Source organism: Amycolatopsis sp. NPDC047767, assembly GCF_040704195.1.
GTDB lineage: Bacteria > Actinomycetota > Actinomycetes > Mycobacteriales > Pseudonocardiaceae > Amycolatopsis.
On the sequence record NZ_JBEYSJ010000011.1, the window covers coordinates 47,988 to 61,973 of the forward strand.

The following is a 13,986-nucleotide window of genomic DNA, read 5'->3' on the forward strand; positions in this document are numbered from 1 at the left end:
CTTCCGGCCGCCGCACCGTGGCGCCGGTCAGTCGAGCCGGTCCAGGACGTCGAGGTCGGCGCGGGTCAGGGAGTTCGTGGTGATCGCCAGCTCCGTCAGCAGGTTGTGGTTGAGCGAGTTCCCGATCGGCTCCGGCACCTCCGTGCGCTTGAGCCCGCGCACGCCCTGACCCGAGAGCCGGTCGCGCACGGCGGCGATCACGCGGTCGACCTTCTTCACGTCCCACTCACCGCCCGGCTCGAGCACGCCCATGATCTCGGCGACGTGGCCGCGGCTCATGGGCTGCGACTGGATCTCCCGCCGCAGGTACTGCTGGCCGAGAACCGTGAGGACGAGCCGCTGGGCGGGAGTGAGGTCCCACCGCCGGCCGGGCAGGGTCGGGCCGGTGACGGGCATCGGGCGGTTGTGGTCGGGCGCGTTGACGCGGACTTCGAGCGGGTGCTTGCGCCCGCCCGAGCCGACCACGAGCAGCGTGGTGAAGCCGGCCGGCAGCGGTTCGGGCTCGTCGTCGGAGTGCAGCAGCCGCGTGGGGGAGAACTCGATCGGCGTGTGGCCGGAGTTGCTCAGCAGCCACCAGCCCCGCCGGTAGGTCAGCGCGCCGTGCTCCCGGCTCACGCGCGGGTCGTCCTCGCCGACCTTGACGCCATCCGGGCCGGGCTGCCGGCCGAACGGCAGCCGCGCGTACTCGGCGGGCAGCACCACGGCCGTGCCCGCCAGGCCGCGGACCACGACGGCACCCGGTGTCTCGGACGCCGGATCGTCAGCGGGAAAAGGGGCCACCTCGGGTCCTCTCGAATCGGGGACCGGTCCCGTCGCAGGCCGGTACGGTGCGCGCATGGATCTTCGCACCACCGCCAGGGCGGCCGCCGCCGCGGCTCTGCTCGCCGCCCTCACCGCGTGCGGGAGCGACCCGGCCCCCGCGGCGGCGCCGCCGGCGACCTCCGCACCCGCGCCGTCCACCTCGGTCGCCCCGCCCCCGACCTCGGTGCCCGACCGCGAGCCCCACACCCTCGTGCTCAACGCGACGGGCGAGGGCAAGCTGACCCAGATCAAGTACACCCTCGACGGCGTGACGAAGCAGACCGGCGCGGTGACCCTGCCGTGGCGCCAGTCGCTCACCGTGCCCGCCGACGGCAAACCGCACCAGTGGACACTCGAAATCTCCTACGCGGGTGGCACCAAGGGCACCGTCGACATGTTCTCGATCGTCGACGGCAAGGAAGGCATCCACACCGGCGCCGCCGGCGCGGGTTCGCCCGGCTCGCACATCAGCGGCAGCGCGTCCGTCGGCGGGACCGTACAGGGCTGAAAGCGCTCACACCGGCCCGGCGTCGTGGGTCCACCAGTCGATCAGCGCGAACGGATCGTTGCCGCGGTGGGCGACCGTCTCGATGCCCGTCGCGTCGTCCGTCCACTTGAGCACGCGCTCGCCGCCGGGATCCTCGGTCGCACAGGAAAGCCGGCCCGTGCGCCCGCCGCGTGAGTACGGCCGGTCGCCCGAGAAGCCCTTCGGCAGGCTCGTGCACGCGGCCTCGCTGTCGCCGGTGCTGTTGAACACCTGCCGCATCGTCGCGGCGTCGGGCAGCTGGTAGTAGACCACCAGCCCGGCGCCGCTCGTCCGTCCACACGCGACAGCCGCGACCGCGGTCACCGCACCGAGGTCCTGCCACTTCTGGTCCGCCGCCGGGCGCACGCAGTTCAGCCGCGACTGCGGTGGCACGTGCTGCAGCAACGCGCGCTCGGCGTCGGTGGGGAACGCCGGTGTGGCGTGGGTGTTCACCTCGCGCACGATCCGGCTCAACGGCGCGAGGTGCCACTGCGACCACCACCCGCCGGTGGCGTCGGGCGAGGAACCTGTGACGTGGCCGATCATCGAGAACGCTTCGAGGCTCCAGTCCATCGCCACCGTGCCCTCGGGACCGGGGTGGCACAGCACCTGCCCGAGGTCCACGCTGAGCCAGTCGAATCGCGTCGTGCCGAGGAAAGCGCCGCCCGGGCACCCGCTGCCGCTGGGCGCTTTCGCCGCGCCGACGAGACCGGTGAACGCCGAGCGCAGCGCCGGCACGTCGGCGAACCGGTAGTACGACACCTGGCGGGCGCCCGTGCCCTGCGGCGTGCAGGTGATCCCCGCGACGGCCCCCGAGTACGCGTCGAGGTCCGCGGGTGCCGCTCGCCGGCACGCGGAGCCGGCGGCGACGTCGAGGAGGGCCTTCTCGTCCGGGGTGGGAAACGCGGCGGGAGCCCAGTTCGTCCAGCCGGCCCACGCCCTGCGCAGCGCGACGTCGTCGGGTGCTTCGGCGCGGGTGACGGTGCGGGCCTGCTCGTCGGTCCAGACCACCGTCGCGGTGCCGTCGCGGTCCTGGCACAGCACTCGTCCCCGCGCGGGCCCGGTCGCGGGGTACCGGTGTTCGCCGCCGGGCGCGCTCGCGCAGTCGCCCTGGTCCGTGTCGACGCCGGCCCCCGTGACAGCCTCGGCGTACGCGGCCGCGACCTGCTGCGCAGTCGCGTAGAGCGCCGTGGTCGTCGCCTGCCCGGACGCGTCGTGGCACGTCACCGTGGCGGTCGCGCCGGGTGCCGGGCGGTTCGCCGCGGCGCACCCGTCGCGCAGAGCGGTCGGCACGCGGGCCAGCGTCGAGTCGGCGGTGCCCGGCGAACCGCCGGTGGTGAACCACAGCACGAGCAAGCCCACCACCACGAGCGCGGCGGCCGGGATGCCCACGACCTGCCATCGGCGCTTGCGCCGCGCGGCCCCTTCGGCGGCCCGGGTCGTGGCCACGAGGTCGTCGACGAGCTCCGCGCACGTCCGGTGCCGCTTGGCCGGATCCCGGTCGAGGGCACGGCGCAACGCGGCGACGCCCGGGTGCGCGAAGTCGGCGTGGTGGTGCGGCGGACTGCCGGAGAGGCATTCGTAGAGCACGCAAGCCAGCGCGTACACATCGGCGGCCGCGCCGACCGGCCGGCCCTCGCGCTGCTCCGGCGCGGCGTAGTTCATCGTGCCCAGGAACCCGCCGGTCGCCGTGAGCCGCGTGAGGTCGAGGTTGCGCGCGATGCCGAAGTCGCACAGGTACACGCCACCGGTCGCGGCTTCGAGCAGGATGTTGCCCGGCTTCACGTCGCGGTGCACGAGGTTGCGGGCGTGCGCGGCGTCCAGCGCGGCGCCGACCCCGCGTCCGATCGCCACGGTCTGCTCGAACGACAACGCGCCGCGCCGGTGGATCAGCCGTGCGAGGTTCGTGCCGGGCACGAACTGCATCGCGAGGTAGCCGAGGTGCCCGTCGGCGGAGAACCCCGCGTCGTAGGACGCGACGACGTGCGGGTGGTCCAGCGCCAGCGCGATGCTCGTCTCACGCTCGAAGCGCCGGCGGAACCCCGGCTCGGCCATGAACTCCGGCCCGACGACCTTGAGCGCCACCGGCCGTTGCGCCACGAGGTCGTAGGCCTCGAAGACCTCGCTCATGTTCGTCTTGGCGAGCTGGCGCAGCAGCCGATATCGGGGCAGCCGGCCGGTGATGTCCGGCCGATCGAGCGTCGGTGCTTCCGTCTCGTCCACTTCTTCGTCCCCCGAGGTGCGCCGACGGAGCTTAACCGGTGCCGCTCGGCTCGGCCGCTTGCGGCCGCGCGCCAGGGTTGCGCCCCGCGCGGCGGTGGATGAAACTCCGGACCATGCCGAGCCCGTTCAGCGCCGAAACCGGCGAAGCGATCCAGCACGCGCGTCAACACTCCGTCGGTGACCTGCTGCGGCGCACGGTCGCGCGGTACCCGGACAAGGTCGCCGTGGTCGACGGTGAGCGGCGGCTGAGCTTCGCGGAGTTCGACGCGGCCGTGAACCGCTGCGCCCACCGCCTCGCCGAGCGCGGGCTCGCCAAGGGCGACCGGCTCGCGCTGCTGAGCCACAACTGCCTGCAGTACGTGGTGCTGACGTTCGCGACGGCCCGGCTCGGGGTCGTTCTCGTGCCCGTCAACTTCATGCTGGGCGCCGACGAGATCGCCTACATCCTCGGCCACGCCGGAGCGTCCGGGCTGATCGCGGAAGACGCGCTGCTCGCCACGGGAGCCGCGGCGCTGGAGCGCGCCGGGCTCGGGGACGTGGTGCGCGGCCGCCTCGGCGGCACCGCCGAAGACTGGGCAGACTGGGAAGACGTCGACACCTGGATCGACGGCCCGGGCGACGAGACCGACCCCGGCGTGGCCGTCGCCGACGACGACCCGCTGCGGCTGATGTACACCTCCGGCACCGAGTCGCGGCCGAAGGGTGTGCTGCTGTCGAGCCGTTCGCTGATCGCGCAGTACGTGTCGTGCGTGATCGACGGCGGCATGAGCGCCGACGACGTCGAGGTCCACTCGCTGCCGCTGTACCACTGCGCACAGCTGGACTGCTTCTTCTCCGTGGACGTCTACCTCGGCGCCACCAGCGTGATCCTGCCCGGCCCGGACCCGGCCGCGCTGCTGGCGGCCGTCGAGCGCGAGCGCGCCACGAAGCTGTTCGCGCCGCCGACGGTGTGGATCTCGCTGCTGCGCCACCCGGCGTTCGACACCACCGACCTCTCCAGCCTGCGCAAGGGCTACTACGGCGCTTCGGCGATGCCGGTCGAGGTGCTGCGCGAGCTGGCCCGGCGGCTGCCGGACGTCGAGTTCTGGAACTTCTACGGCCAGACCGAAATGGCGCCGCTCGCCACGATCCTGCGCCCGCACGAGCAACTGCCGAAGGCCGGCTCGGCGGGCCGCGCTTCGCTCAACGTCGAGACGCGCATCGTCGACGAGGACGGCCGCGAGCTGCCGCCCGGGGAGGTCGGCGAGATCGTGCACCGCAGCCCGCACGCGACACTCGGCTACTACGAGGACGAGGAGAAGACGGCCGCCGCGTTCGCCGGCGGCTGGTTCCACTCCGGTGACCTCGGGGTGCTCGACGACGAGGGCTACCTGTCCGTGGTGGACCGCAAGAAGGACATGATCAAGACCGGCGGCGAGAACGTGGCCAGCCGCGAGGTGGAGGAAGCCCTCTACCGCCTGGACGGCGTGGCCGAGGTCGCGGTGTTCGGCGTCGCGCACCCGCGCTGGATCGAAGCGGTGACGGCGGCCGTCGTCCCGCGCGAGGGCGTGGAGCTGACGGCCGAGGCCGTGCTCGTCCACGCGCGGGAGCACCTGGCCGGCTACAAGTGCCCGAAATACGTGGTCTTCACCGACGCGCTGCCGAAGAACCCGAGCGGGAAGATCGTGAAGCGGGCACTGCGAGACACCCACGCGGACCTGGCCGCGGGGGAGCAGGGCGCTCAGTCGTCGGGTGCCGTCAGGTAACGCCGGGCGACGGCCTTGTTGTAACGGCTCAGCAGCGAGCCGAAGGAGCGCAGGTCCTCTTCGCTCCAGTCGCCGAGCAGCTCCGCGGACGCGTTGCGGCGGCGCGACTGCGTCACGCGCATGCGGTGGCGCCCCTCCTCCGTCGGCGTGAGGATGCTGCGCCGGCGGTCGGCGGCCGAGGGGCTGCGCTCGACGAGTCCTTTGCCGAGCAGCACCGAGCCCTGCCTGCCGACGGTGGACGGGTCTAGCCCGAGTGCCCCGGCGAGCGTTCCGACGTCCGCCGAACCCAGTTCGTCCAAAGTGCGCAGCAGCAGGTACTCCGCTTGGTCCAGTTCGGCGTAGGCGTCGGTGCGCCGCCGCAGCAGCTCGAAGTTGCGCACGAGCACCGCGGTGGCCAGTTCGAGCACGTCGAGTGTGTCGCCGGTCTCGGCGAGCCGATCCGCGCGCTTCGAGGCTGCGAAAGTCGGTTCGATCACTCGGACTCCAAACCCCTGTATGACACCGGTATTTATCGGTATCATACCGGTGATCACTCCGTACGCACGGGAAGGCGGGTTTTGTGCTGCCCACGGCCAGGGAGTTCCGGGACAGGGTCGTCGCTTCGGATCCGGGTCTCAACCGGTTGAGATCGGCCGGTTCCGCGACCATCGGCATGGCCAGCGCACTGGCGGTGGAGTACCTCGTCGCCAAGCTCACCGGTGCCGACGCCATGGGCACGCTCACCTCGATGCTGCTCGGCGCGGTCGTCGGGATGATGGGCGCGATGGCGCTCGGCGACGGCAGCCGGTGGGTCAAGACCCGCACGGCCGCGTTCTTCCCGGTCGCGCTCGGCACGGGCATGACACTCGGCGTGCTCGTCGGCGACAACGGCAACCTGATGCTGGCCGTGTTCGTGCTGGTGATGTTCCTGTCGGTGTACGTCCGCAAGTTCGGCGGGCCGTTCTTCTTCTACGGCTTCATGGGCTGGATGGGCTACTTCTTCGCGGCGTTCCTGCACGCGACGTTCGCGACGCTGCCGAGCCTGCTGCTCGCCGTGGTCGTCGCGAGCGCGTGGCTGCTGCTGCTCTTCGTCACCGTGCTGAACACCAGCACCACGAGGACGCTGCGTCGCGTGCTGCGCGCGTTCGACGCGCGCGGCCGGGCCGTGGCGCGGGCGTGCGCCGACCTGCTGGCCAACCGCGACCCCAAGCAGGAGGCGCGGTTGCGGCGCCGGCTGCAACGGCGGCAGGCCCGGCTGGCCGACACCGCGCTGATGGTCGAAGGCTGGTCGGCGCAGCCGGGCGCGGTGCCGCGCGGGCGCTCGGCGGCTTCGCTGCGGCGGCAGATGGTTGACGCGCACCACCTGCTCGACGAGCTCGCCACGGCGGCGGACTCGTTGCTGCGCAGCGGTTCCGGCCTCACCGTGCTCGCCGCCGAGGTGGCCGATCGCCTGGCCCGCCGTGACGACCGCGGCGCGAGCGAGGTCGCCTACCGGCTCGCGGGGCACGCCGAGGGCACCGGCGGTGCGGGGGGCGGCTGGTGGCCCGCTCGGCACTTCGCGGCGGCGGCCCTGGAGGTCGTCGCAGTGTTCGACGCCGCGCCGAAACCCGAGGAGATCGCGGCCGAACCGGTGGACGACTTCGAACCCGCCGTCGGGCTCGCGTTCGGCAACCTGCCCGGCTCGCCCGCCGCGGCGGGCGACGTACTGCCGCGGCAGTCGAAGTGGAACCCGTTGGCGCGGCTGGACTTCATCACACGCCAGGCGGTGCAGAGCGCGATCGCGGGCGGGCTCGCCATCCTCATCGGCAAGGAGCTGTCCTCGGCGCGCTACTACTGGGCGGTGCTGGCGGCGTTCTTCATGTTCACCGGCACGGCCACGCGCACCGAGACGTTCATCAAGGGCTTCAACCGCGTGCTCGGCACGCTGGTGGGGCTGCTCGCGTCGGTCGGGTTCGCCGAGCTGACGGCGGGCAACACCGCCGCCGTGCTGGTCACGATCTGCGGCGCGATGTTCTTCGGCTTCTACCTGATCCAGATTTCCTATGCGTACATGATCTTCTTCGTCACGATCATGGTCGGGCAGCTCTACAGCGTGCTCAACGAGTTCTCCGCGGGACTGCTGCTGCTCAGACTCGAGGAGACCGCGGCCGGCGCCGTGGCGGGGCTGCTCGTGGCGGTGCTGGTGATCCCACTGTCCACCCGGGACACCGTGCGCAACGCGCGGAACAACCTGCTGACGGCCCTCGGGGACATCCTGCAGGCCGCGGCCGAGCGGCTGGAGCACGGCAAGGCCGTGGACCCGCAGCCCGACTTCGACGCCCTCGCGCGCGCCCTGGACCACCGCCGCTACCAGCTCGCGCTCGTCGCGCGGCCGCTGACCCGGCCCATCCTCGGCGGCACGGACTCGCCGAGGCTGCGGCACCGGCTTTCGCTCTACGCGGCGCTGGCCACGCACGGCCGCGCGCTCGCCGTCGCGGTCCGCTGGCCGGAAGGCGCGTGCAGCGCAAACCCGGAAGGTCCGGTCGCGGCGTGCACGGCGCTGGCGGCGGCGGTCGAGGAGCTGGCCGCGACGCCCGTGGGCGAGCCCACGACGGCGGTGCGCGGTCCCCTGGCGAGCGCGGATGTGGCGTTGTTCGCGTACACGCCGGCGGCGCCGGGCGACCGGGCGAAGGATCCGGTGCTGCGGGCGTTGAGCCACCTGTACCTGGTGCTGCGCGACCTGACGGCGACCGGCCCGGTCGAGCTGCGTCCCGTACCGGGGCTCGTGTCGCCGGGGCCGCGGCTCTACCGGCAGATCCGGGCGGGCCTGCCGCCGCTGCCGGCCGCCGTGCCGGACCCGGTGTCGACGCGGGAGAACTGACGTCCGCGCACGAACCGTGCCCTGGGCGACCTTCCTCTCGGATCGGGCTGCGCTTTTCGGGCGGTGGAGGGGCTATCACTCTTCTGCTGGGGATTTCCGGGAGGAGGGCTCCGATGGCCGCGGAACCGAGGCAGACCGTGCAGCTGTGCCGGTGCGTGTGTTCGGTGCTGGGACACCACCACTCGGTGTGCGACGAGCTCGCCGTGCCGGGTGCCACGGTCGCGCTGGTGTCCGGCACCGACGTGCGGGCCGTGCCGGCGTGCCTCGGCTGCCACACGGCGGTCAACCGGCAACTGGCGCGCCGCTGAGCGTTCGCGGGGGACTACGCTTTCCGGGTGGCGCGACGGAAGAACCCTGCGGTGGACCTGCCCGAGCACCCGAGGCTGACCCTGCCGCCGCGCACCATCCTGCGTGACAGCGTGTACGAGGCACTCAAGGCGATGCTCATGGACCTCGACGTCGCGCCCGGCAGCCGCCTGTCGATCGACGGCATCGCCCGACGCCTCGACGTCTCGCCGACCCCCGTGCGCGAGGCGCTGACCAAGCTGGAGTCCGACGGCCTCGTCGCGACCCGGCCCAACGCGGGCTACGTCGTGGCGCCCGTGCTCGACGAGACCGAACTGGACCATCTGTTCGACGTCCGCGTCCTCCTGGAACCCGAGGCCGCCCGCCTCGCCGCCGGCGCCGCCTCGAAGGCGTCGGTGGAATCCTTGCGCTCGGCCTGCGCCGCCATGACCGCCCACCCCGCGGCCGACGACTACCACGCCTACCGCGACTTCGCCGTCCTCGACGCCCGCCTCCACCGCGTCATCGCGGAGGCCTCGGGAAACCCGCTGATCGCCGACGCGCTGGCCCGCCTCCACGCCCACACCCACGGCTACCGCCTCTACTTCCGCGTGGGCATCGCCGCTGAGACGACCCGCGAACACACGGCGATCGTCGACGCCATCGCCTCCCACGACGGCCCCGCCGCGGCGGCCGCGATGCGGACGCACCTGGACCGCTCGCGCGCCCGGCTGCACAACGCCTACGACGCCGGATCGGAGCAGTCCGAAGAGGACTGATCCGGTGCGCGCCCGCGGGCCACTCTCCTGCTTCGCCTGACGGCTGCACGACCCAGGCCGCGGTCCGCGGACCGACCGCGCCCGAATTTCGGAGGCGGCGGCGCGACCGGCCTTTCGGCGACCGGTGCGGGGTGAGTCGCGGTGCGTCGGGCGCGGGCTGCGCGCACCTGAATTTCGGTAGAGGGTGACCGGCCGTGTGCTGCTATGTTCGCGAGAGTCGTCCGGGCCCGCATTGGTTCGGGCCTGGCTTCCCCCGGCGTGCGTGGCTCGCCCCACCGGGTGGCGAGAAGGACTGGTCATGTCTCGCGCCGGTGGTTATCGGTCGCTGTTGGGTACGCGGGGTGCGGCGGCGTTCTTCGGGGCAGCCGCGGTGGGGCGCGTGGGGATTGCCATGACGGGGCTCGGCCTGGTGTGGCTGGTGCACGCGCGCACCGGGTCTTTCGGCGCCGCCGGCCTCGCCAGCGGTGGGTTCGCGCTCGCCGAGGCGGTGGTGGGGCCGCAAGCTGCCCGGCTCATCGACAAGTTCGGGCAGCCGCGCGTGCTGCCGCTGTGTCTTGTTCTGCATGGTGGCGCGATGGCCGTGGTGCTGGGGACTTCCAGCGCGGCGGTGGTGGTCGTCGCCGCCAGTGGGGCCGGCGCGGTCGTGCCGCAGCTCGGTGCGCTGTCCGGGGCGCGGTGGGTGTACCTGTTGCGAGAGCGGATCGACGAGGCGCCCACCGCGTTCTCGCTGGAGTCGCTGGCCAATGCCGGCGCGTTCCTCCTCGGCCCGGTCCTGGTCACCTCGCTCGGCGCGGCCGGACACCCGGCCCTGGCCACTGCGCTGGCCGCCGGGTTGCTTCTCAGCGGGGGAGCGGTGCTGGCCGCCCAGCGCGGCACGGCACCCCGGCCCGCGCCGAAAGTCCACACCGGACGGAAGCTGCTCGACCCGGCCTTCGTTCGGATCGCCCTGATGAACCTGGCCCTCGGCCTGTACTTCGGCACCACGCAGGTCTCGGTGAGCTCCTTCGCCCTCGGCCACCGCACCCCGGCCGCGCCGATCGTCGCCGCGGCCGGCGTCAGCGGGCTGCTGTCGGGCTGGGGCTACGGGCTGCGCCGCCACCGCGCCCCGGCCCGGCGGCAGCTGTCCGGAGCCGCCGCCTGCCTCACCGTTGCGTCCCTGCTGCTTCCCTTCGCGCCCAACGCATTCTGGCTCGCGATCGCCGTCGCCCTCACCGAGGCGGCGATCCCGCTCACGCTGGTCCTGCTGAACGTCGAGACCGAGAAGGCCGTTCACCCCACGGCACTCACCCAGGCCTTCACCTGGAACAACTCCGCCGGCGCGGCCGGCTCCGCGCTCGCCGCGGCCGTCGCCGGACAGGCCGCCGACGCCTGGGGCGCCTCCGCCGCACTGGCGTTGGCCCTGGTCCCTGCGGCCAGTCTCCTCGTGTTGACTAGGCCACCCGGCGGTCGTCCATCGCGTCGAGGTTCCATGGGATGCCCAGGCCCGGCGTCTCCGGGGCGACGGCGTGCCCGTCGGAGATCGTCATCTCGGCGGTCGTGATGGCGCGCAACTGAGGGATGTGCTCGACGTAACGGCCGTTGGGAATCGCGGCGGTCAGGCTGACGTGCAGCTCCATCAGGAAGTGCGGGCACACCTGCACGTTGAACGCCTCCGCCAGGTGCGCGACCTTCAGCCACGGCGTGATCCCGCCGACGCGCGCGACGTCGACCTGCACGATCGAAGCGGCACCGCGGTGCAGGTAGTCACGGAACTGCGCCACGGAGTACAGGGACTCTCCGACGGCGACGGGGATCGACGTGGCGGCGGACAGCCGGACGTGGCCGGCGACGTCGTCGGCGGGCAGCGGTTCCTCGAACCAGAACAGGTCCACCGCCTCGAACGCCTTCGCCCGCCGGATCGCCTCGGCGGCGGTGAGGGACTGGTTGGCGTCCACCATCAGGTCGAACCGCGGCCCGACGGCCTCGCGCACGGCGGTGAGCCGCTCCAGGTCCTCGTGCGCGGTGGGCTTGCCGACCTTCACCTTCACCCCGCCCCAGCCCGCGGCCGCGGATTTCCGTGCCCCCGCGACGAGCTCGTCGGTGCTCAGGTGCAGCCAGCCGCCTTCGGTGTCGTAGAGCGGCACGCGCGGGGCGAACCCGCCGGCGACCCGCCACAGCGGCTCACCCGCGCGCCGGCACTTCAGGTCCCACAACGCCGTGTCGACGGCCGCGAGCGCGAGCGACGTGATCGCGCCGACGGTGGTCGCGCGCGTCGAGGCGAACAGGTCGGTCCAGACCGCCTCGACCCGGCGCGAGTCCTGGCCGATCAGCCGGGGCAGCAGGTGGTCGCGCAGCAGCGCGAGCACGGCCGTGCCGCCGGTGCCGATCGTGTAGGAGTAGCCGAGCCCGGTGCCGCCGTCGGCGGTGGCCAGCTCGACGAACACCGTCTCCTGCTTGAGAAACGCCTGCACGGCGTCGGTGCGCTGCTGCTCCACTTCGAGATCGACGAGAAACGCCTCGGCCTTCACGACCACCGTCACGCGGTCCTCCTCGCTGACTCGGCAGGGACAGTGCACGATCCTATAGGAAAATGCACCGATGAGTTTCCGGGCCCGCGCCGGTCGGTACGGGAAACGACCACGGAGGTGCGGAATGGCCAAACTGCTCTACTCGGCGGCGATGTCGCTCGACGGGTTCATCGCGGGACCCGGCGGCGACATGCAGTGGGTGAAGGAGTTCTTCGGCCCGAACCCGGAGATCGACCGGCTGGTGGCCGACATCGGCTCGCTGCTCGTCGGACGCCGCACGTACGGCGGCGACGACCCGTACCGCGACACCGAAGCCGAGGGCAAGGCCTTCGGCGGGGCCTGGGCGGGGCCGCAGTTCGTGCTCACGGACCGGCCCGCCGAGCCGGCGCCCGACGTGACGTTCGTCGACGACCTGCACCGCGGGGTCGAGCTGGCGAAGGCGGCCGCGGGGGAGAAGTACGTGAACGTCCTGGGCGCGACCGTGGGTCGCGCGTGCCTCGACGCCGGGCTGCTCGACGAGGTCCTCGTGTCGGTCCTGCCCGTGATGCTGGGCGACGGCGTGCGGCTGTTCGACCGGCCCGGTGGCGAGCCGGTGCGGCTGGAACGCAAGTCGCAGACCGAGGCCCCGCTCGCGACGAACCTGTGGCTACGCGTCGTCCGCTGAGTAGATCAGGCCGGTGATGACGGCTTCCGTGAGGTGGCGCAGCCGCGGCGTGAACTCGACGACGCCGTGGCCCAGCCGCGGGTCCTCGCGGTAGAGCTGCGCGAGCGTGTCGGGCGGGTGCGAGATCTGCCAGAACGAGGCGGCCAGCGACGTCACGGCACCGACGACGTGGCGCCCGCCTGCCGCGCCGATGCCGGGCAGCGTCCGCGTGAAAAGGGCGGCGATGTCCCTGACGGCTTCCAGCGTCGAGAGCTTGAACGCCCGTACCGAGTCCAGGGACACGTGCCGCTCGAGCGTCAAGGGCGCGTGGGCGAGCAGGTCGCAGAACAGCGGCCGTTCGTCGAGCGTGCGCGCGATGACGTCGGCGACCTCGGCCGGCGTCGCGCCGGTGGTCTCGTCCAGTGCCGCGTGCAGGCCGGCGGCCCAGTCGTGCCAGCCCTCGGCCGTGAGGTGCAGGTAGATCTCCTCGCGCGTCTCGAAGTACCGCAGCAGCGCCGACTTGTGCACGCCGACCTCGCCGGCGATGTCCCCGAGCGTCACCGACCGCACGCCGTCGCGGGTCGCGAGCGTGCGCGCCGCGGCGAGGATCGCGTCGCGACGCTGCTCCTTGTGCTCGGGACGCCGGGCGCGCTGGAACTCGGAGGTGACCACCTGCACAGTTTACCGCAACGCCGTTGTGTTGTTAAGAGAACGTCGTTGCGCTAACTTGGTGGAGCGGGGATCGGCCCCGCGGAGGCGAGAGGGAACGAACGATGAGCAAGGTGTGGCTGGTCACGGGCGGTTCGCGCGGTCTCGGCCGGGCGGTGGTGGAGGAGGTCCTCGCGGCCGGCAACGACGTGGTGGCGACGGCCCGCACGGTCGATTCGCTGAAGGACCTCGACGAGCGCTACGGCGACCACCTCCTGCGCTTCCCGCTGGACGTGACCGATCCGGCGCAGGCCGAGGCCGCCGTCGCCGCGGCCGTGGAGCGGTTCGGGCGGCTCGACGTGGTGGTGAACAACGCGGGCTACGCCAACATGGCCTCGGTCGAGGAGGTCGACCTGGCCGACTTCCGCGCGCAGGTCGAGGCGGTGTTCTTCGGGACGGTGCACGTGACCAAGGCGGCGCTGCCGGTGTTCCTGGCGCAGCACTCGGGGCACTTCGTCCAGGTCACCTCGGTCGGCGGCCGCGGCACGGCACCCGGTCTTTCCGCCTACCAGAGCGCGAAGTTCGCGACGGAGGGCTTCTCCGGAGTGCTCAACGACGAGGTGTCGGGCCTCGGGATCAAGGTCACCATGGCCGAGCCGGGCCTGATGCGCACGGACTGGTCCGGACCGTCGATGGAGGTCCGCGCGTTCAAGCCCGAGTACGCACCCACGATGGGCCCGCTGATCGAGCACCTGCGGAGCAAGCGGGGCGTCGAGCCGATCGACCCGGCCGCGGTCGCCCGGGTGTTCCTCCAGGTCGTGGAGCTGGCCGAGCCGCCGCTGCACCTGGTGCTCGGCGGTGACGCAGTCGCCATGATGCGGGCCGGGATGACGAAGCTGATGGCGGAGGACGAGCGCTGGGCCGAGCTCGGCCGCTCCGTCGACTTCGCGAACTGAGCCGAACCGAGCTGAACTGAGCTGAACTGAGCCG

13 protein-coding genes are annotated in these 13,986 nt (G+C 72.6%); 8 read left to right on the forward strand and 5 right to left on the reverse strand.

All coding sequences use genetic code 11. The features are described 5' to 3' along the window. Positions 1-27: 27 nt before the first annotated feature. A complete protein-coding gene (locus AB0878_RS21250) occupies positions 28-780 on the reverse strand; it encodes an FHA domain-containing protein (RefSeq protein WP_366581968.1) in 753 nt (250 codons plus the stop codon). A gap of 55 nt (positions 781-835) precedes the next feature. Here AB0878_RS21250 and AB0878_RS21255 point away from each other — a divergent pair, with 55 nt between their 5' ends. Continuing rightward, positions 836-1,309 (forward strand): hypothetical protein, encoded by a 474-nt coding sequence (locus AB0878_RS21255; RefSeq protein WP_366581969.1) that lies wholly within the window; start codon positions 836-838, stop codon positions 1,307-1,309. Positions 1,310-1,315: 6 nt separating this feature from the next. Here AB0878_RS21255 and AB0878_RS21260 read toward each other — a convergent pair whose 3' ends face one another. Then, positions 1,316-3,550 carry a protein kinase gene (locus AB0878_RS21260; protein WP_366581970.1) on the reverse strand — a complete coding sequence of 745 codons (2,235 nt, stop codon included), beginning with the start codon at positions 3,548-3,550 and terminating at the stop codon, positions 1,316-1,318. 113 nt (positions 3,551-3,663) lie between these two features. Here AB0878_RS21260 and AB0878_RS21265 point away from each other — a divergent pair, with 113 nt between their 5' ends. Continuing rightward, positions 3,664-5,295 carry an acyl-CoA synthetase gene (locus AB0878_RS21265; RefSeq protein WP_366581971.1) on the forward strand — a complete coding sequence of 544 codons (1,632 nt, stop codon included), beginning with the start codon at positions 3,664-3,666 and terminating at the stop codon, positions 5,293-5,295. On the opposite strand, the gene AB0878_RS21270 is transcribed toward AB0878_RS21265, so the two are convergent. Then, positions 5,271-5,771: a MarR family transcriptional regulator gene (locus AB0878_RS21270; RefSeq protein ID WP_366581972.1), complete on the reverse strand. Its 501-nt coding sequence runs from the start codon at positions 5,769-5,771 to the stop codon at positions 5,271-5,273. The genes AB0878_RS21265 and AB0878_RS21270 overlap by 25 nt on opposite strands. Before the next feature lie 176 nt (positions 5,772-5,947). On the opposite strand from AB0878_RS21270, the gene AB0878_RS21275 reads away from it, so the two are divergent. The 4 genes from AB0878_RS21275 to AB0878_RS21290 all read left to right on the forward strand — a co-directional run bounded on the left by AB0878_RS21275 (position 5,948) and on the right by AB0878_RS21290 (position 10,738). Next, the gene (locus AB0878_RS21275) at positions 5,948-8,134 is read left to right on the forward strand and encodes an FUSC family protein (protein WP_366581973.1); all 2,187 of its coding nucleotides are present in this window, start codon (positions 5,948-5,950) and stop codon (positions 8,132-8,134) included. Between the two features lie 113 nt (positions 8,135-8,247). After that, the gene (locus tag AB0878_RS21280; protein WP_366581974.1) at positions 8,248-8,442 is read left to right on the forward strand and encodes a hypothetical protein; all 195 of its coding nucleotides are present in this window, start codon (positions 8,248-8,250) and stop codon (positions 8,440-8,442) included. A gap of 27 nt (positions 8,443-8,469) precedes the next feature. Beyond that, positions 8,470-9,198 carry a GntR family transcriptional regulator gene (locus AB0878_RS21285; RefSeq protein ID WP_366581975.1) on the forward strand — a complete coding sequence of 243 codons (729 nt, stop codon included), beginning with the start codon at positions 8,470-8,472 and terminating at the stop codon, positions 9,196-9,198. Between the two features lie 298 nt (positions 9,199-9,496). After that, positions 9,497-10,738, forward strand: coding sequence for an MFS transporter (locus AB0878_RS21290; RefSeq protein WP_366581976.1), 1,242 nt, complete (start codon positions 9,497-9,499; stop codon positions 10,736-10,738). On the opposite strand, the gene AB0878_RS21295 is transcribed toward AB0878_RS21290, so the two are convergent. Continuing rightward, a complete protein-coding gene (locus tag AB0878_RS21295; protein WP_366581977.1) occupies positions 10,629-11,717 on the reverse strand; it encodes a mandelate racemase/muconate lactonizing enzyme family protein in 1,089 nt (362 codons plus the stop codon). The two genes, AB0878_RS21290 and AB0878_RS21295, sit on opposite strands and share 110 nt — an antisense overlap. Before the next feature lie 112 nt (positions 11,718-11,829). On the opposite strand from AB0878_RS21295, the gene AB0878_RS21300 reads away from it, so the two are divergent. After that, a complete protein-coding gene (locus tag AB0878_RS21300) occupies positions 11,830-12,369 on the forward strand; it encodes a dihydrofolate reductase family protein (RefSeq protein ID WP_366581978.1) in 540 nt (179 codons plus the stop codon). Here the strand turns inward: AB0878_RS21300 and AB0878_RS21305 are convergent. Next, a complete protein-coding gene (locus AB0878_RS21305) occupies positions 12,352-13,020 on the reverse strand; it encodes a TetR/AcrR family transcriptional regulator (protein ID WP_366581979.1) in 669 nt (222 codons plus the stop codon). The genes AB0878_RS21300 and AB0878_RS21305 overlap by 18 nt on opposite strands. Positions 13,021-13,121: 101 nt before the next feature. Between AB0878_RS21305 and AB0878_RS21310 the strand changes: the two genes are divergently transcribed. Beyond that, positions 13,122-13,952, forward strand: a complete 831-nt coding sequence (locus AB0878_RS21310) for an SDR family NAD(P)-dependent oxidoreductase (RefSeq protein ID WP_366581980.1) — start codon at positions 13,122-13,124, stop codon at positions 13,950-13,952. Positions 13,953-13,986 lie beyond the last annotated feature (34 nt).